The organism is Rhizobium sp. 01L410, assembly GCF_056400165.1.
In genome coordinates this window covers 285,632-303,903 of record NZ_JBFTST010000003.1, presented here as the reverse complement: position 1 = coordinate 303,903, position 18,272 = coordinate 285,632, and the positions used below count along the sequence as shown (strand labels likewise).

Below are 18,272 nucleotides of genomic sequence, written 5' to 3'. Positions count from 1 at the left end.
GGAGATCATGAAATGGCACGTGTAAAAAGAGGCGTTACCGCCCACGCCAAGCACAAGAAGGTTCTGAAGGCCGCAAAGGGCTTTTACGGCCGCCGCAAGAACACCATCCGTACGGCTAAGGCAGCGGTTGACCGCTCCAAGCAGTACGCTTACCGCGACCGCAAGGTCAACAAGCGCAATTTCCGCGCGCTCTGGATCCAGCGTATCAACGCTGCTGTCCGCGAATTCGGCCTGACCTACGGCCGCTTCATCGACGGCCTGAACAAGGCTGGCATCGAAGTCGACCGTAAGGTTCTCTCCGACATGGCGATCCATGAGCCTGCAGCATTCGGCGCCCTCGTCGATGCATCCAAGAAGGCCCTTGAGTACCTCAAGGACGCCGGCACGAAGAACGAGTTTGAAGCAGCGGTTAACTAAGCCGGCGCTATCGAACTTCAGTTTCGATGTTTTTAAACCCGCGCTGGCTAGCTGGCGCGGGTTTTTGTTTGCGATTTGAAATGGGAGTCACGGGAACGTGGCGGACGCTATCGACAATCTGAAAGCCGGACGCGGCCTGAGCGAGGAGGACATTCCGGTTCTTCTCACTGCGCTGCTGTCGGGTTCGCACAGGGTCGAGTGTGTGCCGCTGTCGCAGGGTGCTGTCTGGATCAAGCGCTATGGCACGGAGTGCACTTCGCGCTGGGTCGTTCTGCAGCGGATGATCGCCAATCTGGTTGGTGCGCCGTTTCTCCGGCCGTCACCGGCGCTGGATGACGAAGGCATGGCACAACGCGAAATCCGGCGTATCACCATGTTCGCATCCAAGGACGTACCGACGGCGCGCGTTGTCTATTCGTCCGGCAGTGCCGTCGTTTTCAGCGATGTCGGCTTGACTGTCGGACAGCAGCTGCGCGCAATGGCTGGCAGCGATCCGGTAGCCCATGACGATCTACTCGTCCTCTGTGCTGGCGAGCTCGGCCGGCTTCATGCCAAGGGTTTGTGCCATGGACGCCCGTTTCCGCGCGACATGTTCGTCAAGGATGGCCGCATCGGCTTCATGGATTTCGAAGAAGAACCCGACACCGTCATGCCGCTGACAACGGCGCAGGCGCGCGACATCTGGCTGCTCTTCCTGCAGATCGCAGGCCGCGCCCGGCTGGGCAGTCAAACCCATGACCGGGCCTATAAAGCGTGGTGCGAAGCAGCACCGGCCGGCGCCATTGACGAACTGCACAAACTCACCGGCTTTCTGGGCGCCTTTTTGTGGTTTGCCCGGTTGATTGGCCGCGTTCACATGGGTAGTGATCTGCGGCAGTTCATCATGGCCACCAGTTACTTGAAACACGCTTCCTGAAGCACATTGACGCCCGCAAGGCAGGAAAAGATGACCGAACTCGAAACTCTGGAAAAGCAACTGCTGGCCGATGTCGCGGCCGCCGCCGACGAGCCTGCGATCGAAGCGGTGCGGGTTGGCGCACTCGGCAAGAAGGGATCTGTTTCCGAACTGCTGAAGACGCTCGGCGCGATGTCGCCGGAAGAGCGCCAGACGCGTGGCGCGGCGATCAATGCGCTGAAGACTGTGGTCACCGATGCCATCAACCTGCGCAAGAGCGATCTGAAGCGCGCGGCGATCGATGCGCGCTTGAAGGCCGAGACCGTCGATGTCAGCCTGCCGGTCCGCTCGTCTCCCGCAGAGCGCGGCCGCATTCATCCGATCAGCCAGATCGTCGATGAGATCACCGCGATCTTCGGCGACATGGGCTTCTCAATCGCCGAGGGTCCTGACGTCGAAACCGACTATTACAATTTCACGGCCCTGAATTTCCCCGAGGGACACCCGGCCCGCGAAATGCATGACACCTTCTTCTTCAATCCGGACGAGAACGGTGAGCGCAAGGTTCTGCGCACGCACACCTCGCCGGTGCAGGTGCGCACGATGGAAGCGCAGAAGCCGCCGATCCGCATCATCATCCCCGGCAAGACCTATCGCCAGGATAGTGACGCGACGCACTCGCCGATGTTCCATCAGGTCGAGGGCCTCGTCGTCGACAAGAAGGCCAATGTCGCCAATATTCGCTGGGTGCTGGAAGAGTTCTGCAAGACCTTCTTCGAAGTCGATAGCGTGACGATGCGCTTCCGCCCGTCCTTCTTCCCGTTCACGGAGCCGTCCTTCGAGGTCGATATCCAGTGCGACCGCTCCGGCCCGATCGTCAAGTTCGGCGAAGGCACCGACTGGATGGAAATCCTCGGTTGCGGCATGGTTCACCCGAACGTGCTGCGCGCCGGTGGCCTCGATCCGGACGAATATCAGGGCTTTGCCTGGGGCATGGGCCTCGATCGCATCGCCATGCTGAAATACGGGATGCCTGATCTACGCGACTTCTTCAACGCCGACGTCCGCTGGATGAACCACTATGGCTTCCGCCCGCTCGACATGCCGACGCTGTTCGGCGGCCTGAGCGCGTAAGGGAGGATTGGACCTATGAAATTCACACTCTCCTGGCTTAAGGATCATCTTGAAACGGATGCCTCGCTCGATGAAATCTGCACCCGCCTGACGGAGATCGGCCTTGAGGTCGAGGATGTCGATGACAAGGCTGCTTACAAGCCCTTCGTCATCGCCAGGGTTCTGTCGGCTGAAAAGCATCCGGAAGCCGATCGTCTGAAGGTGCTGTCGGTCGATGCCGGCCCTGACGTCAATGGCGGCAAGCCGTTGCAGATCGTCTGCGGTGCACCGAATGCCCGCGCCGGTCTCGTCGGCGCGCTGGCGCAACCGGGCGACTACGTGCCCGGGATCGACGTGACGCTTGGTGTCGGCAAGATTCGCGGCGTCGAAAGCCACGGCATGATGTGCTCCGAAAAGGAGCTCAACATGTCCGACAATCACGACGGCATCATCGACCTGCCTGCCGATGCGCCTATCGGCACGTCTTTCGCCGCCTATGCTCATCTCGACGATCCCATGATCGAGATCAACCTGACGCCGAACCGTCCGGACTGCACTTCGATCTACGGCATCGCCCGCGATCTCGCCGCTTCCGGTCTCGGCACGCTGAAGACCCGCCCAGCGCCGTCCTTCGCTGTCGAAGGCGAGACGCCGGTGAAGGTGACGCTCGATCTCGATGACGAGAGGCTTTGCCCGGGTTTTGGCCTGCGCATCGTGCGCGGCATCAAGAACGGCCCGAGCCCCAAGTGGATGCAGCAGCGCCTGCTGGCAATCGGCCTGCGCCCGATCAACGCGCTGGTCGATATCACCAACTACATGACCTTCGATCAGGGCCGCCCGATGCACGTCTTCGACGCAGCCAAGGTGAAGGGTAACCTGACAGTTCGCCGTGCCAAGGATGGCGAAACGGTACTGGCGCTCGATCAGCGCGAATACAAGCTCGGCGCCAACAACGTCGTCATCGCTGACGACAACGGCGTCGAGTCAATCGGCGGCATCATGGGCGGCGAGCATTCCGGCTGTGACGAGAACACCGTCGATGTCCTGATCGAGTCGGCCCTCTGGGATCCGATGAACATCGCCAAGTCGGGCCGCGGCCTCGGCATCATCACCGATGCCCGCTACCGCTTCGAACGCGGCGTCGATCCGGAATACATGGTCCCGGGCCTTGAGCGCACCACCGAGCTGGTTCTTGAACTTTGCGGCGGCAAACCTGCCAAGGCTGAGGTTGTCGGCTACAAGGGCTATCAAGCCAAGATTGTCGATTTCCCCTATTCCGAGGTTAAGCGCCTGACCGGCCTCGAGGTCTCGACCGATGAGAGCAATGCGATCCTTGGTCGCCTTGGCTTCAAGGTCTCCGGCTCCGGCGAGCGCGTTTCGGTCGCCGTTCCCTCCTGGCGTCCCGATGTCGATGGCAAGGCCGATCTCGTTGAGGAAGTCATGCGCATCCACGGCGTCGACAATATCAAGCCGGCGCCGCTCGAAAGCCATGCTGCCGTCAACGGCAAGATCCTGACGACGCTGCAGATCCGTACCCGCACCGCCAAGCGCGCGCTTGCTTCGCGCGGCATGCTGGAAGCCGTCACCTGGTCCTTCATTCCGGAAGATCAGGCGAAGCTTTTCGGCGGCGGTTCACCGGCGCTGAAGCTTGCCAACCCGATTGCTGCCGAAATGTCGGATATGCGCCCCTCTTTGCTGCCGGGTCTGCTGACCGCTGCCCAGCGCAACGCCGACAAGGGCTATGGCGACGTCGCGATCTTCGAAGTCTCAGGCACCTACGAAAATGACCGGCCGGAAGGCCAGCGCCGCGTTGCTGGTGGCGTCCGCCGCGGAACGGCAACGATGTCCGGGGCCGGCCGCATGTGGTCGAACGCAGCGAAGGGCGGCGGCAAGCCCGTAGACGTCTTCGATGCCAAAGCGGATGCGCTTGCCGTGATCGAAGCCTGCGGTCTGCCGATGGGCAATATCCAGATCGAGCAGGGCGGTCCCGAATGGTATCACCCCGGCCGTTCCGGTACGATCAAGATGGGTCCTAAGGTCGTCCTCGGCTATTTCGGCGAGTTCCATCCCTCGACGCTGGAAGCGCTCGACGTCTCCGGCGCCCTCTGCGGCTTCGAGGTCTATGTCGATGCCATGCCTGAGCCGAAGAAGAAGGCGACGCGCACAAAGCCGGCGCTCGAGCTTTCGGCCTTCCAGACCGTCAAGCGCGATTTCGCCTTCGTGGTCGACAAGACGGTGGAAGCGGGTGCCATCCTCAAGGCTGCCAGCGGCGTCGACCGCAAGCTGATCACCGGCGTCAACGTCTTCGATATTTTCGAAGGCGCATCGCTTGGTGAGGGCAAGAAGTCTGTGGCCATCGAAGTTCAGATCCAGCCCGTCGAGCGGACGCTGACGGACGAAGATTTCGAAGTGCTGACGCAGAAGATCATCGCCAGCGTGACGAAATTCACCGGCGGCGTGCTGCGAAGCTAGGTTCAGAAAATCGAAGGAGAAACCGGCGGAAGCCGGTTTTTCTTTATCCCTAGTGTTTTTCCGGAAAGAGCGAATGCATCGCTGTCTGGAGAAGCTCCTCCACATACACTTGCGCCGTATCCGTCGCCTCTTCGGACAGGTTCATTTCCTCACACTTTTTCTCCACCGCCTCGCGGATGAGATAGAGCACGCCTCGACCGATTTTGGCATTCTCGGGATCGGATGTATCAAGCACCATGGCGAGCGATGTCATCGCCACGATTTCCAGCACGAGCATACGGCCTTCGATATCGGACAGATTGCTTGATGTCGCTTTAGCACTGTCCTTCTTGGCATCCGGCATGATTTGTCCCCCATTTCCGGTCACGCCTTCTAACTAGTGCCGGTCGATGCAAAAAGAAGGCTAGGTTGTGCGAAAGCCGCAATACCTTTGGTATTATAAGTTGCGAGCCGTTTTATTCGCCGGATCCGCTGCCTTTATTGATCCGTGACGCGTGCGGGGTCTCGATTTTCTGCCGTTTCGCTTTTCTGGCGCACGCGGTGGCGCGAATTACTTTGCGGGCCAGCGCCGCGCTACCAACCCCGGGATCGCGACCGTTTTGCCGAAACCGGGTGGAAACACGCAGCGAATTCGCCGATGCTCTGCGTGGTAAGAGGAGGGCGCTGATGAAAAAGCCGGGATCGATGAAGTCTTTGGAAGACATGGGACGTGCGCGCCTGTCGAAGAATTTTTTCTTCCGCGACTTCCTGCATTCCGAGATAGCCGATTTCTATCGCATTCCGAATATTCCCGACGATCCGGAATTCGCGATCGAGGCGGGCAGGCGGCTTTGCGAGGAGCTTCTGGAACCACTGCAGGCGACGTTCGGCCGCCTTCACATCCGGTCGGGATACCGGTCCGCCGAAGTGAACGGCTTCGGCAACAGGAACAAGCTGAACTGCTCGTCAAATGCGGCGACGGCAGCCGATCATATCTGGGATATGCGGGATCTCGACGGTTGCATGGGAGCAACAGCCTGCGTTGTGGTCCCTTGGCTCGTCGACACCTACCGCGACGAACAGGATTGGCAGCGGCTTGCCTGGTGGATCCACGACAAGCTTCCCTACGCGGCGCTCTGCTTCTTCCCGAAGCTATGGGCTTTCAACATTCAATGGCACGAGCGTCCGCGGCGGATCATCCAGAGCTACGTGCGCCCGCGAGGTATCCTGACCAAGTCAGGCATGACCAACTGGGAGGGTGATCATTCCGAATTCTACCAGGGCTTCCCGCCGCTCAGATATTGATACGGTACCGGATATGTCCGTCGCTCTCGACATAGCTGTCGTAGAGTGCCCGTGCCCGCGCGTTGCTCTCGCTCGTATGCCAGTAGAGCCGCGACCAGCCGTTCGTCCTGCAGAGATCGACGAGATCGTCGAGCAGGGCGCGCCCGATACCTTTGCCGCGGATCGATTGATCGACGAAGAGATCCTCGAGATAGCAGTCCTTACCATGGATCCAGGTACCCTCATGCGTCAGCGACAAGCTGAAGCCGGCGACAGCGCCTTCTACCTCGGCAACACGCATGAAGATTGCCGACGCCGGATCGAAGACCCGGCGCCAGGTGGAATCGGTGATGCTTTCATCGACGGTGACGTCATAGAATTCGAGATAGTCCTTCCAGAGGTCCCGCCAGCGGCTTTCATCTTCAGGTCTCGCATCCCGGATCGTCACGGTCATTGATTATCTCCTCAGGCGCCTGCCTTGTCGAGCAGCGCCATAGCGTCGCTGGAAAGCTGCAGCCTCGCGGCCTTTGCCAGGCTTTCGAGCTGCGAAAGGCTGGTAGCACTGGCAATCGGCGCCGTCACGCCTTTCTTGTTCAGCAACCAGGCGAGCGAAATTTCTGCAGGCTTGGCGCCTGTTTCAGCGGCAACCTTGTCGAGCGCGTCGAGGATGCGCATGCCTTTGGCGTCGAGATATTGGGAAACGCGCCCCTCGCGCGCCCGGCCTTCCGTATCGGCCTTGGTGCGGTATTTGCCGGAGAGAAAGCCGGCGGCCAGACTGAAATAGGTGATCACGCCGATGTCTTCCTTGACGCAAAGATCGGCAAGCGGTCCCTCGAAGCTTGAGCGCTCGTAGAGATTATATTCCGGCTGCAGAACGTCGTAGCGCGGCAGCCCGGCCTTGTCGGCCGCGTCCAGGGATGCCTGAAGCAATGGCGCATCGTAGTTCGAGCAGCCGAAGGAGCGGACCTTGCCCTGCTGCTTCAGCTTGGCATAGGCGGTCAGGCTTTCCTCATGTGGCGTATCGGCATCCGGCCAATGGGAGAGATAGACGTCGATGTAATCCGTCTGCAGACGGCGCAGGGAGTCTTCCACTGCTTTGAGGATATACTGCTCCTTCAGCGTCTTGCCCTGGCCCATGTCGGAGCCGACCTTGGTGATGATGACAGCCTTGTCGCGCGCCACCTTCCCCTTCTTCAACCAGCGGCCGATGATCTCCTCGGAATCGCCACCCTTGTTGCCCGGAACCCAGGCCGAATAGACGTCTGCGGTGTCGATCGTGTTGAGACCGGCGTCGAAGAAGCCATCGAGAATCTCGAAGGATGTCTTTTCGTCGGCAGTCCAGCCGAAAACGTTGCCGCCGAAAACGATCGGGGAAATTGAAAGACCTGTTTTTCCAAGCCGGCGCATTTCCATGGCGCTCTCCTAAAGTGCTGATTTAATTGAAAGTGCAGACACGGCAGAACGCCGCCGGAAAATAACCTAGTGCAGCCCGGCGCCGAAGGAAACCAAACTTTCGTGATCTGCAGCCGCGCCATTGCCTGCCTGCCGCCCGGTGAATAAGGTGCGCGCAATCAACCTTTGGGAGGCTCATCCATGCTGCGTTTCGGTATCATTTCCACCGCCAAGATCGGTCGTGAGGCTGTCGTGCCCGCCATTCAGGATGCCGAAAATTGCGTCGTCACCGCCGTCGCTAGCCGTGATCTGGCCCGCGCCCGTGAGATGGCGGACCGTTTCTCTGCCCCGCATGCCTTCGGCTCCTATGAAGAAATGCTGGCATCCGACACGATCGACGCCGTCTACATCCCGCTGCCGACGTCGCAGCATATCGAATGGGCGATCAAGGCGGCGGATGCCGGCAAGCACGTCCTCTGCGAAAAGCCGATCGCGCTGAAGGCTGCGGAGATCGACAAGCTGATCGCGGCGCGGGACCGCAACAAGGTGCTGATCTCGGAAGCTTTCATGGTCACCTATGCACCGGTCTGGCGCAAAGTCCGCTCGCTGATCGCCGAGGGCGCCATCGGCAAGCTACGCCATGTCCAGGGTGTCTTCACCTATTTCAACCGCGATCCGGGCAACATGCGCAACATCCCCGAGCTTGGCGGCGGCGGCCTGCCCGATATCGGCGTCTACCCGACGATCAGCACCCGCTTCTCGACCGGTCTGGAGCCGCTGCGCATCCAGGCCGTTACCGAGCGCGATCCGGAATTCGGCACCGATGTCTATTCGAGCGTGAAAGCCGACTTCGGCGATTTCGAGCTGAGCTTCTACATCTCGACGCAGATGGCCAACCGCCAGCTGATGGTGTTCCACGGCACCGAAGGCTTCATCGAGGTGAAGTCGCCGTTCAATGCTGACCGCTGGGGGCCTGAGGAGATCGAGCTCAGCAATCGCGCCCACAACCAGTCGACCATCTTCCGCTTCCAGGACAGCCGCCAGTATCGCAAGCAGGCGGAAGCCTTTGCCCGCGCCGCCAAGGGCGAGCAGGAAGAGATCGTCACGCTGGAAAATTCGAAGCTGAACCAGAAGGTGATCGACGCGATCTATCGCGCCAGCGAGAAGGACGGCTGGGAGCCGGTCTGATCACTCGCTGCGGAAAACGAAGCGGGAATAGCCGAAGAAGCTGAAGAACATCGAGGCGGCGGTGGCAAGCCCCAGCGCCGCCAGTGGCTGCAGCGCGGGCATCGTCAACAGCAGGGCGGCGTAGAGGCCGTAATTGACGAGCGCAGACGTGATCCCGACGGACCCGTAACGGAAACCTTCGACGGCAAGCGAATGCGGCGAGCGGTCGAAGGTGAATGTCCGATTGAAGATCCAGGTGACGACCATCGCCAGCGCGATCGCAATCAGCCGGGCGATGAACGGGCCGAGCGGTGTGAAATGCAGCATAAGCATCAGTAATCCGGCGTCGACAACGAAGCCAATCCCGCCGGCGATGCCGAAGCGCAGCAGCTTTTTCACGCGGCACCTGCCTTGCGGGCCGCGACAGGCTTGCGCGCCGGCTCGGCAATATTCTCGGAAAGCTCTGTGCGCTGCCGCTCGCGTCGGCTTGCGGCACCAGCTGCCATATAGTGGATGCGCAGCTGCTCCGCCCGTGAGCGCGCAACGGAATCAAGGATCGTGCCCGCGGTGAAAAGCATGAACGAGATCATCATCAGCGCCATGGACAGAACCCAGGTCGGCATGCGGCTGACGAGACCGGTCGCGAAATATTCTGCCAGCACGGGCGTCATGAAACCAAGGCTTGCCAGCATGAATGTTGCGCTGATGATCCCGAAGAAGGCGAAGGGCCGCGTTTCCTTCATCAGCATGGCAAACATCCAGAGGATCTTGCCGCCGTCCCTGAAGGTGGAGAGCTTGGAATGCGAACCTTCCGGCCGGCGGCCGTAATCGAGCTCGAGCTCGCTGACCGGTAGCTTCAAGCGCGAGGCATGGACCGACATTTCGGTCTCGATTTCGAAGCCACCCGATACCGCCGGAAAACTCTTGACGAAACGGCGCGAGAAGGCGCGGTAGCCGGAAAAGATATCGGTAAAATCCGGACCGAAGATCGTCCGGTAGAGGACGTTGAAAATCCGGTTGCCGAAGGCGTGGCCCTGACGGCCTGCGTCGGCGCGGACGTTCCGGCGGGTGCCGACCACCATGTCGGCGCGCTCCGTCAGAAGAGTGCGGATCAGGTCTTCGCCGTCTTCCGGTGCATAGGTGCCGTCGCCATCGGCCATCAGGTAGATATCGGCATCGATATCGGCAAACATCCGGCGCACGACATGGCCCTTGCCCTGACGCCGCTCGCGCACGACATTCGCGCCGGCCAGCATTGCATGCAGCGCGGTGCCGTCGGTGGAATTGTTGTCGTAGACATAGATCTGGGCCTCGGGAAGCGCTGCCTTGAACCCGCGAACCACGGCGCCGATCGTTGCTGCCTCGTTGTAGCAGGGGAGGAGCACAGCAATGGATGGGGTATCGTTCTGCGATCTGTTCATGATCTTGCTCACCGGGTTTGGCCGGGGCGCAGTATAAGTCAGCCAATGTTAATAAGACGCTATGACGCAGGCAGCCACTTGCGCCCAACTGGCACGTTTTACTCTTTCTTGATCGCCTGCTGATAAACCAGCTGGAACTGGCAACGAGTTCCCGAAATGACGAACGCTGTAGAGATGACCGCCATTTCCCCTTCAGGCAGCAAGCTTGCACGATTTCAGGCGCTGTTCTCGCGGCTTTGGCCCTCTGTATTCGCCTATAGCGCAGTCTTGCTCGTGGCGATCCTGTTTATCAAGCTGCCGCATGCGAAGGACTACGTCGGTCCGGACAATGACGATGGCATGCGGCTTGTCGAGGTTCGTGATCTGCTGGCCGGTCAGGGCTGGTTCGATCTCATGCAGTATCGTCTCGGCGTTGGCGGGACATTGATGCATTGGTCGCGCCTGATCGATTTGCCGATTGCCGCGCTGATCAAGTTTTTCGGACTGTTCTTTTCCGGAGAGCGAGCGGAGGCGCTGGCACTCGCGGTCTGGCCGATTTCGCTCGTCCTGCCCTTGATGCTTGCAATGGCGATCGCCGGCCGCCGTATCGGCGGCGCGCTGGCAATGCACATCTCGCTCGCATTGACTTTCTTGATGATCTTGACGAGCGGCCGGTTCTTGCCCGGCGCGATCGATCATCACAATGCGCAGATGGGCCTCGTCGCGATGATGGTGGCAATGCTGCTCGACGACAAATATCGCGGATGGAGTTTCGCCGTCGCCGGATTTTGTGCCGCAGTCGCGATCGCGATCGGCGCCGAAACAACGCCGGCAGTCGCCTCCATCTGTCTGATCGTTGCGATTGCCTGGGCGTGGCATGGAGATGTTTATGCGAGTGCCGCAAAGGCCTTTGGCCTGTCGCTTGCCGTCTTCATCAGTATCTTCTTCTTCGGCACCGTCCCGCCACGGCTTTATTCGGCCGTGACCTGCGACAATCTCTCGCTTGGTTTCTATAGCCTGTCAGCGATCGGTGGTGGTTTACTTTTCGTTGCCGCCGCCTTTGCGAGCAGGGCGCCGCGCCTCATGCGTTTTGCCGTACTCGCCGGTGTTGGCCTTTGCATCGCGATCTCCGCGCTGCTTATCGCGCCGCAATGCCTGCAGAATCCGCTGAGCAATCTTGATCCGATGCTTGTCGAGCTTTGGTTGGATAGCATCTCCGAGGCACGATCCTTCGTGGAGATGGCACGCACCGAAACGTATATTCTGGGTGCCTTCTATGCGACCGGCCTTTTCGGTGTCGCCATATGCGTGTTCCGCATCATGCAACGCGACCGCGTGGAAGTTCACCTGACGCTTCTTTTCCTGCTGGGGGTTAGTTTTGCTATCGCCCTGGTGCAGGTGCGGGGTGCGACGTTCTCGAACATGTTGGCGATCCTGCCTCTGACCCTTCTGATCATTGATGTGCGCAAGGTTTCCAATGCAGACCGGGAAAATATTGCAGCGGCACTCTGCTACATCCTCGTGGTGATCGGCAGCGTTCCGGCAGCTTGGGGCGTCGCCGGCGATCTTGTTGCGATGCAGGTGAACCCGGCGGCCAGCGCCGTTGCAAGCGAAGACGAACCCGAATCCGCCTGCAAATCGCGTCAGGCAATAGCGCCGCTCGACAACATGCCACAAGGCATGATCGTCGCGCCGTGGGAAATGGGCGTACCGATCCTCCGGTTCAGCGCCCAGCATGTGCTGACGGCCCCCTATCACCGCAACCCGCGAGGCATGCTCACGGAATTGCATATCGGCTTGGCCGAGCCCAAGGAGGCAGAGGCGTTCCTGCGTGGCGTGGGGGCGACTGCACTGGCTTATTGCCAGGAGGATGTGTCCTCGGCACAGCTAGCAAAACTCAAGCCTGACGGCCTCTACGCCCAGCTAGCCAAAGGCAATGTGCCGGATTATCTTCAGCCCTATGCCAAGGCTGAAGGCGTCCAGTATTTCCTCTTCAAGCCGGTGGATTGACGCCGCGGACCGGCGATCTTCCGGCTGATCTTTTGCCGTACTTCGGATAGAACGAAGACATGAGCAATGTCTTCGACGGCGATTCGCCAACAAACCTCACGGAATATTCTGTCTCCGAACTATCGGGATCGATCAAGCGCACGGTCGAGACCGCATTCGATCAGGTCCGCGTGCGCGGCGAGATCTCCGGTTATCGCGGGCCGCATTCGTCCGGCCACGCTTATTTTTCGATGAAGGATGACCGCGCACGCATCGATGCCGTCATCTGGAAGGGTGTTTTCTCGCGTCTCCGCTTCCGGCCTGAGGAAGGCATGGAGGTTATCGCCACCGGCAAGATCACGACGTTCCCGGGATCGTCCAAATACCAGATCGTCATCGAAACGCTGGAGCCGGCCGGTGCCGGCGCGCTGATGGCGCTGATCGAGGAGCGGAAGCGCAAACTCGGTGCCGAGGGGCTTTTCGATCCGGCGCGCAAGCGCCGCCTTCCCTACATGCCGAAGATAATTGGTGTGGTCACCTCGCCGACGGGCGCCGTCATCCGCGATATTCTTCACCGCATCTCCGATCGCTTTCCCGTTCATGTGCTTGTCTGGCCGGTGAAGGTGCAGGGCGAGGGATCCGGCGAAGAGGTTGCCAATGCCATCCGCGGCTTCAACGCTTTCGAGCCTTCGGGCGAGATGCCAAGGCCCGATGTTCTGATCGTTGCCCGCGGCGGCGGCAGTCTTGAGGATCTGTGGAGCTTCAACGACGAGATCGTCGTTCGTGCCGCTGCCGAAAGCGCCATCCCGCTGATTTCGGCCGTCGGTCACGAAACGGACTGGACTCTGATCGATTACGCGGCCGATGTCAGGGCGCCGACACCGACGGGTGCGGCTGAAATGGCGGTGCCGGTCAAGGCGGAACTGGAAGCGCAGATCGCCGGCCTTTCCGCCCGTCTTCAAGGCTGTATGACACGGCAGATGGATCATCGCCGCCAGTCCGTGCGGGCGCTGATGCGCGCGCTGCCATCGCTCGATCAGCTGCTGGCTCTGCCGCGCCGCCGGTTCGATGAGGCAGCGTCCGGTCTTGGTCGCGGTCTGGAACTCAATACCATCAACAAGCGCCGCAGTTTCGAGCGCGTGGCATCGCATCTGCGCCCGGATGTGCTGTCCAACAGGATCACCGAGCGGCGGCAGATGCTGGCCGAGCGGATGACGCGGGCCGAGCGCATCGTCGAGCGCCGTATCGATGCCTTGAAAGGCCGGGTCGAGCGCTTCGGCGTGACGCTGTCGTCTGTCCCCGCGCGCCTGACGACGCAGACCGCCCGGATGCGCGATCACCTTGCCAATCTGTCCCGCCATGGCGACACGGCCGTGCGCCATCAGCTGACACGGGCGCGCGGAGAGCTGGCGGCTCAGGATCGGGTGCTGCAGTCGCTTTCCTACAAGAACGTGCTGAAGCGCGGCTATGCCGTTATCAGGGATGATGAGGACCGGCCGGTCTCGCAGGCCGCCATGCTGACGGCAGGTTCCGGGATCTCGATCGAATTCTCGGATGGCCGCATCGGTGCCGTAACCACCGAGGGCGGAGCGCCGCCAGCGACGAAGAAGCGTCCGCCCAAGTCCGGCGAACAGGCGCCCCCTCCGAAGCAGGGAAGCCTTTTCTAGGACGCCGGGAGAGCCGGCGCTCGATGGTATCGCGCGCCAGCCCGGATTGCCGTTACGCCCACTCGCCCTGGCGCATGACCGGCATCCGCGATCCATCTGGCTTGATGCCGTCGATATCGACCTTGTTGGAACCGATCATCCAGTCGATATGGATCAGGCTCGAATTACCGCCCTGCGCCTTGATCTGGTCCTGGCTGAGCGTTGCGCCATCCACAAAGCACTTCGAATAGCACTGGCCGAGCGCGATGTGGCAGGAGGCATTCTCGTCGAACAGCGTGTTGTAGAACAGGATGCCGCTGGCCGAGATCGGCGAGGAATGCGGAACCAGTGCCACCTCGCCCAGGCGGCGTGCGCCCTCGTCGGTATCCAGCACCTTGTTCAGCACTTCGGCCCCGCGCGACGCCTTGGCCTCGACGATGCGGCCGCCTTCGAAGCGCACCTGAATATTGTCGATCAGCGTGCCCTGATGCGAGAGCGGTTTGGTGCTCGACACATGGCCTTCGACGCGCAGCGCATGCGGCGTGGTGAAGACCTCTTCGGTCGGGATGTTCGGGTTGCAGGTAATGCCATTCTTCGCCGTCGATGCGCCGCCATGCCATTCGTGGCCGTCGGCAAGCCCGACCGTCAGATCCGTGCCCGGTCCGGTGAAGTGTAGGGAGGCGAAGCGCTGGCCGTTCAGCCATGCCGAACGCTTGGCGAGGTTGCCGTTGTGCTCTGCCCAGGCGGCAATCGGATCATCGAGATCGACGCGCGACGCGGCAAAGATCGCCTTGGCGAGCTTGGCAACGGCAATCGCTTCGGGATCATTGGGGAAAACGAGCTTGGCCCAGGAAGGGTTTGGATAGGAAACGATGTTCCAGTTGATGTCGAAATTCGAGATCTTCTCGAGCGCCGGCTTGTAGGCGCTTGAATTGGCGCGGTTGGCGCGGCTGACCTTACCCGGATCCTGGTCCGAAAGCAGCATCGGATTGTCGCCAGCGATGGCAAGCCGGGCGGCATTGTTGGCATAGGCCTTGGCCATGCCATCGTAGAGCCAGCCGGAGGCGCGATCGAAGCTCTCGTCGCTCGCATACTGATAGCGGGCGAGCGTCGATTCCTCGTCGGAATAGAAGGCATTCACCAAGCCGGCGCCGGCCTGGTAGGCATGCTTGGTGATCAGGCGGACGAGCGGAATGGCAACGACTGGCGCCGTGATGACCAGATCCTGGCCCTTCTGCAGCTGCAGGCCCACCTTCACCGCGACCTCGGCAAGCTTATCCAGCTTGACCGGGTCGATCGAATGGTTCTGGGGCATGAAGTTCATGGTCGGGACCTCCTGATAAATTGCAGGCAGCAGACTTAGACCCGTTTGCGGCGAAAATGAAGCTCGATGCATCGAATTCGCCGCTTGAGAATGTGGCCCTAGGCAGCCGTTTGCCGAAGCAGTGCCGACTGATGCTTTTCAAGAAATGCCATCAACCTTTCCGGATAATCGGGTGCGGCCGCCGCGCGCACGCTGGGGCGTTTCGCAAGTTCGCTACGCCATGCCTGCACCTTTGGCAGCCCGTTGAAGATATTGCTTTCGCCGAGCGTATCGAAAACGTCGAAATACCGGAAAATCGGCGCGAAGACGGCATCGACCAGGCTGAAATTATCGCCAGCGAAAAACGGGCCGGCCGAGAGTTCCGCCTCGATGGTTCTGAATTTTCCGGCAATCACCTTGCGCTTGTCTTCCAGCTGCCGTGCATCGCCTGTCGTCTCATAGGTCCAGAGATCGGAGAGGATGGACGAGCCGAACTCTATCCAGCCGCGATGCCGCGCCCGCAGCAACGCATCGCCGGGATGCAGTCTCGGCCCCGGCTGTGTTTCGTCCAGATATTCGCAGATTGCCGCGCTTTCGAAGAGCGCTGTCTGTTCGCCATCGTCCTCGATAAGCAGCAGCGGAACCTTGCCGAGCGGCGAGATCTTCGAAAACCACTCGGGCTTGTTGTCGAGGTCGATGACAACACGCTCGAACGGGACGCCCTTTTCGCCGAGCGCGATCGCGGCGCGCTGCACGTAAGGGCAGAGATGGTGCGAGATGAGGGTCAGCTTGAGCATCGGTATCTCCATGATAGATGCAATTGCATATAAATACGCTTGCGGCATCCGTCAAGATAGATGTAATTGCATCCATGCCGGAGAAAACCACCCCATCCGATGCCGCCACCGAAGCGTGGATCGGTATCATGCGTGCACAGCAGAAGTTGCTTCTGGCAATCGAGGCCGATCTGAAACAGGCGGGCATGCCGCCGCTCGGCTGGTACGATGTCTTGTGGGAACTGGTCCGCGCGCCCGATAGCCGTCTGAGGCCCTTCGAGATCGAGGAGCGCACGCTGCTGGCACAATACAATCTCTCGCGCCTGATCGACCGGCTCGAACGTGAGGGGCTGGTCGGCCGCGAGGCATTTGCGGAGGATGGCCGTGGCCGATGGGTGGTCGTGACCGATGCGGGCCGGGCGCTTCGCGAGCGGATGTGGGTGGTCTATTCGAAAGCGATCGAAAGGCATGTCGGCTCGAAGCTCGACGATGCGTCCGCAAAAGCGCTTGCAGGCCTTTTGAAGAACCTGTCGACCTAGGCGATCAGCGATGCCGCCTTTGCGTTCATCGCCTTGAGCGCATCTCCAGGCGCGAGCCTCACCTGCAGTCCACGCTGCCCGCCGTTCATATAGACCAGCGCTTCCGCAAGTGCCGCTTCCTCAAGGGCCGTCGGCACAAGCTTCTTCTGGCCGAAGGGGCTGATGCCGCCGACATGATAGCCGGTCAGCCGTTCGGCATCGGCAGGCTTCATCATGTTCGCGGACTTGCCGCCAAAGGCTGCGGCCAGCTTCTTCATGCTCACTTCACGGTCGGATGGAACGACGACGCAGACCGCTTTGCCATCGACTTCGGCCATCAGTGTCTTCAGAACCCGGTGTGGCTCCTCGCCGAGCGCTTCCGCCGCCTGCAGGCCGACGCGTTCGGCGTTCGGATCGTAGTCATAGGTATGGACCGCGAATTCGACGCCCGATTTGGCAAGGACCTGCGTGGCACGCGTCGTCTTCGACATGATCACTTTCCGAATTCGGCAGCGTAGAGATCAGGCTTGAAACCGACAAGCAGCTTGCCGTCATGCTCCAGCACCGGGCGCTTGATCATCGAAGGCTGCTCCAGCATCAGCGCGATCGCTTTGTCGCGCGTCAGGTTCTCGCGATCGGCATCCGTCAGCTTACGGAAGGTTGTTCCTGCACGGTTCAGCACCGTTTCCCATCCGGCCTTGCCGACCCAGTCTTCCAGATGTGCCCGGTCGATGCCCGAGGCCTTATAATCGTGGAAGTCGTAGCCCGCCCCATTCTCCTCGAGCCAGGTGCGGGCCTTCTTCATCGTGTCGCAGTTCTTGATGCCGTAAATCGTCGTTGCCATCGTTAGTCTTCCAGCGTGCCGGCCTTGCGCAGCGCCGTGCTTGGCTCGCCGCAGGCAATCTTCATCAGGTCTGCGCGCCGCCGCACCAGCCGGTCGGACGTGCGCGTCACGATCAAGCCTGCCTGCGGGGCACGGATGTCCGTCTCGCCATCGGCCATGCCCGGCCGCGCGACGATGGTTGCCAAAAGATCGCCGGCAGCGACCGTCTCGCCGATGTCGCGGTGGAAAAGAAGGGTGCCGGCAACCGGCGTGCGGATCATCTCGATATTGTCGAGCGGCACGGCGGGTCCGGTGAAAGCACCGAGAGGTGCGCTGTCCCTGATCGCCCCGCGGGCGGCGAGGAAGGCGAAGACGCCATCGGCATCAGCAGATGCCATGTCAGGATAGACGTCGCGGCGGCCGCGAAGCTCCACCGTTACGGAGAGCTTGCCGGGCAAGCGGCTGCGCTTCTCGCCGGGCACCTCGTATTTCCAGGCAAAGCCGACGGCCTCTTCGAAAGCCGAGCTTTCGCCATCCGAAAGCAGCACGGCATCCATCGACAGAGCGCTGGCCAGATCGGCCGCCTCGGGCCAGAAGGCCTCGTCGATATAGGCATATTGCAGTGATTCATCGTCGCAATGCAGATCGAGCACCAGATCGGCGCCGAGTGCCATGTGGATCAGCTGCCGCTTGAGACGATCCGTAGCCGGATACCGGTCGAGACTCTCTACCAGCGTATCGCGGTCGCGCAGCGAAATCAGCGGGAAGTCACGATTGAAGTTGGTGCGCGATCCGAGATCGAAACGTCCCTGCAGCTCGCCGAAATGGGATTGCGCCGCGCCGATCGGGTTGGCCTGCGGAACGATCGTAATGTCGCTAGCGATCCTTCCGGCATCTTCGGCAGCTCTGAGCTTCCGGCAGAGGAAATGCAGCAGTGCCGTTCCCGGTAGCTCATTGGCATGCAGCGCCGCCTGAATGTAGATCCGCGGCGCGTGCGGGTCGCTGCCCTCGAAATGCAGCACCGGCAGGCGCCATTCGATGCCCGGCGTATCGCCAGGAATGATGATCTCGGTCGTATCCATGTCAGCACTCCGCAAA

General features: G+C 60.8%; 19 protein-coding genes. 9 read left to right on the top strand and 10 right to left on the bottom strand.

Features of this window, described 5'->3' with window-relative positions; all coding sequences use genetic code 11:
• Positions 1-12 precede the first annotated feature (12 nt).
• The 4 genes from rplT to pheT all read left to right on the top strand — a co-directional run bounded on the left by rplT (position 13) and on the right by pheT (position 4,897).
• A complete protein-coding gene (rplT, locus tag AC1DV9_RS08725) occupies positions 13-417 on the top strand; it encodes a 50S ribosomal protein L20 (protein WP_112385144.1) in 405 nt (134 codons plus the stop codon).
• A gap of 97 nt (positions 418-514) precedes the next feature.
• Positions 515-1,333, top strand: coding sequence for a BUD32 family EKC/KEOPS complex subunit (locus AC1DV9_RS08720; RefSeq protein WP_477947272.1), 819 nt, complete (start codon positions 515-517; stop codon positions 1,331-1,333).
• 30 nt (positions 1,334-1,363) lie between these two features.
• Entirely contained in the window at positions 1,364-2,446 is a 1,083-nt protein-coding gene (pheS, locus tag AC1DV9_RS08715; protein ID WP_310293451.1) for a phenylalanine--tRNA ligase subunit alpha, read from the top strand.
• A 15-nt stretch (positions 2,447-2,461) separates the two neighbouring features.
• On the top strand, positions 2,462-4,897 hold the full coding sequence (pheT, locus tag AC1DV9_RS08710) for a phenylalanine--tRNA ligase subunit beta (RefSeq protein WP_477947270.1): 2,436 nt from the start codon (positions 2,462-2,464) through the stop codon (positions 4,895-4,897).
• A gap of 49 nt (positions 4,898-4,946) precedes the next feature.
• Here the strand turns inward: pheT and AC1DV9_RS08705 are convergent, their stop codons facing one another.
• On the bottom strand, positions 4,947-5,240 hold the full coding sequence (locus AC1DV9_RS08705) for a hypothetical protein (protein WP_112538347.1): 294 nt from the start codon (positions 5,238-5,240) through the stop codon (positions 4,947-4,949).
• 323 nt (positions 5,241-5,563) lie between these two features.
• On the opposite strand from AC1DV9_RS08705, the gene AC1DV9_RS08700 reads away from it, so the two are divergent.
• Positions 5,564-6,181: a hypothetical protein gene (locus AC1DV9_RS08700; protein WP_477947268.1), complete on the top strand. Its 618-nt coding sequence runs from the start codon at positions 5,564-5,566 to the stop codon at positions 6,179-6,181.
• On the opposite strand, the gene AC1DV9_RS08695 is transcribed toward AC1DV9_RS08700, so the two are convergent.
• Complete coding sequence (locus AC1DV9_RS08695) at positions 6,171-6,614, bottom strand: N-acetyltransferase family protein (RefSeq protein WP_477947267.1); 444 nt, start codon at positions 6,612-6,614, stop codon at positions 6,171-6,173. The two genes, AC1DV9_RS08700 and AC1DV9_RS08695, sit on opposite strands and share 11 nt — an antisense overlap.
• 11 nt (positions 6,615-6,625) lie before the next feature.
• Positions 6,626-7,573 (bottom strand): aldo/keto reductase, encoded by a 948-nt coding sequence (locus tag AC1DV9_RS08690; RefSeq protein ID WP_477947266.1) that lies wholly within the window; start codon positions 7,571-7,573, stop codon positions 6,626-6,628.
• A gap of 180 nt (positions 7,574-7,753) precedes the next feature.
• Here AC1DV9_RS08690 and AC1DV9_RS08685 point away from each other — a divergent pair, with 180 nt between their 5' ends.
• Complete coding sequence (locus tag AC1DV9_RS08685; RefSeq protein WP_477947264.1) at positions 7,754-8,740, top strand: Gfo/Idh/MocA family protein; 987 nt, start codon at positions 7,754-7,756, stop codon at positions 8,738-8,740.
• Here the strand turns inward: AC1DV9_RS08685 and AC1DV9_RS08680 are convergent, their stop codons facing one another.
• A complete protein-coding gene (locus AC1DV9_RS08680; RefSeq protein WP_477947262.1) occupies positions 8,741-9,118 on the bottom strand; it encodes a GtrA family protein in 378 nt (125 codons plus the stop codon).
• Positions 9,115-10,140 carry a glycosyltransferase gene (locus AC1DV9_RS08675; RefSeq protein ID WP_112514361.1) on the bottom strand — a complete coding sequence of 342 codons (1,026 nt, stop codon included), beginning with the start codon at positions 10,138-10,140 and terminating at the stop codon, positions 9,115-9,117. Before AC1DV9_RS08675 ends, AC1DV9_RS08680 begins: the two co-directional genes overlap by 4 nt.
• Positions 10,141-10,314: 174 nt before the next feature.
• Between AC1DV9_RS08675 and AC1DV9_RS08670 the strand changes: the two genes are divergently transcribed.
• Both AC1DV9_RS08670 and xseA read left to right on the top strand, forming a co-directional pair.
• Entirely contained in the window at positions 10,315-12,129 is a 1,815-nt protein-coding gene (locus AC1DV9_RS08670; RefSeq protein WP_477947518.1) for a hypothetical protein, read from the top strand.
• A gap of 59 nt (positions 12,130-12,188) precedes the next feature.
• Positions 12,189-13,775 carry an exodeoxyribonuclease VII large subunit gene (gene xseA, locus AC1DV9_RS08665; RefSeq protein WP_477947261.1) on the top strand — a complete coding sequence of 529 codons (1,587 nt, stop codon included), beginning with the start codon at positions 12,189-12,191 and terminating at the stop codon, positions 13,773-13,775.
• A 52-nt stretch (positions 13,776-13,827) separates the two neighbouring features.
• Here xseA and AC1DV9_RS08660 read toward each other — a convergent pair whose 3' ends face one another.
• A complete protein-coding gene (locus tag AC1DV9_RS08660; RefSeq protein WP_477947260.1) occupies positions 13,828-15,078 on the bottom strand; it encodes an aminopeptidase in 1,251 nt (416 codons plus the stop codon).
• A 98-nt stretch (positions 15,079-15,176) separates the two neighbouring features.
• Complete coding sequence (locus AC1DV9_RS08655; RefSeq protein WP_477947258.1) at positions 15,177-15,854, bottom strand: glutathione S-transferase family protein; 678 nt, start codon at positions 15,852-15,854, stop codon at positions 15,177-15,179.
• A 74-nt stretch (positions 15,855-15,928) separates the two neighbouring features.
• On the opposite strand from AC1DV9_RS08655, the gene AC1DV9_RS08650 reads away from it, so the two are divergent.
• A complete protein-coding gene (locus AC1DV9_RS08650; RefSeq protein WP_477947257.1) occupies positions 15,929-16,372 on the top strand; it encodes a MarR family winged helix-turn-helix transcriptional regulator in 444 nt (147 codons plus the stop codon).
• On the opposite strand, the gene ybaK is transcribed toward AC1DV9_RS08650, so the two are convergent.
• The 3 genes from ybaK to AC1DV9_RS08635 are packed head-to-tail and all read right to left on the bottom strand — an operon-like array spanning position 16,369 to position 18,256.
• Positions 16,369-16,842: a Cys-tRNA(Pro) deacylase gene (gene ybaK / locus AC1DV9_RS08645; RefSeq protein WP_477947256.1), complete on the bottom strand. Its 474-nt coding sequence runs from the start codon at positions 16,840-16,842 to the stop codon at positions 16,369-16,371. The two genes, AC1DV9_RS08650 and ybaK, sit on opposite strands and share 4 nt — an antisense overlap.
• A 2-nt stretch (positions 16,843-16,844) precedes the next feature.
• Positions 16,845-17,195, bottom strand: a complete 351-nt coding sequence (locus tag AC1DV9_RS08640) for an ArsC family reductase (protein ID WP_477947255.1) — start codon at positions 17,193-17,195, stop codon at positions 16,845-16,847.
• Positions 17,196-17,197: 2 nt separating this feature from the next.
• A complete protein-coding gene (locus tag AC1DV9_RS08635; protein ID WP_477947253.1) occupies positions 17,198-18,256 on the bottom strand; it encodes a M14 family zinc carboxypeptidase in 1,059 nt (352 codons plus the stop codon).
• Positions 18,257-18,272 lie beyond the last annotated feature (16 nt).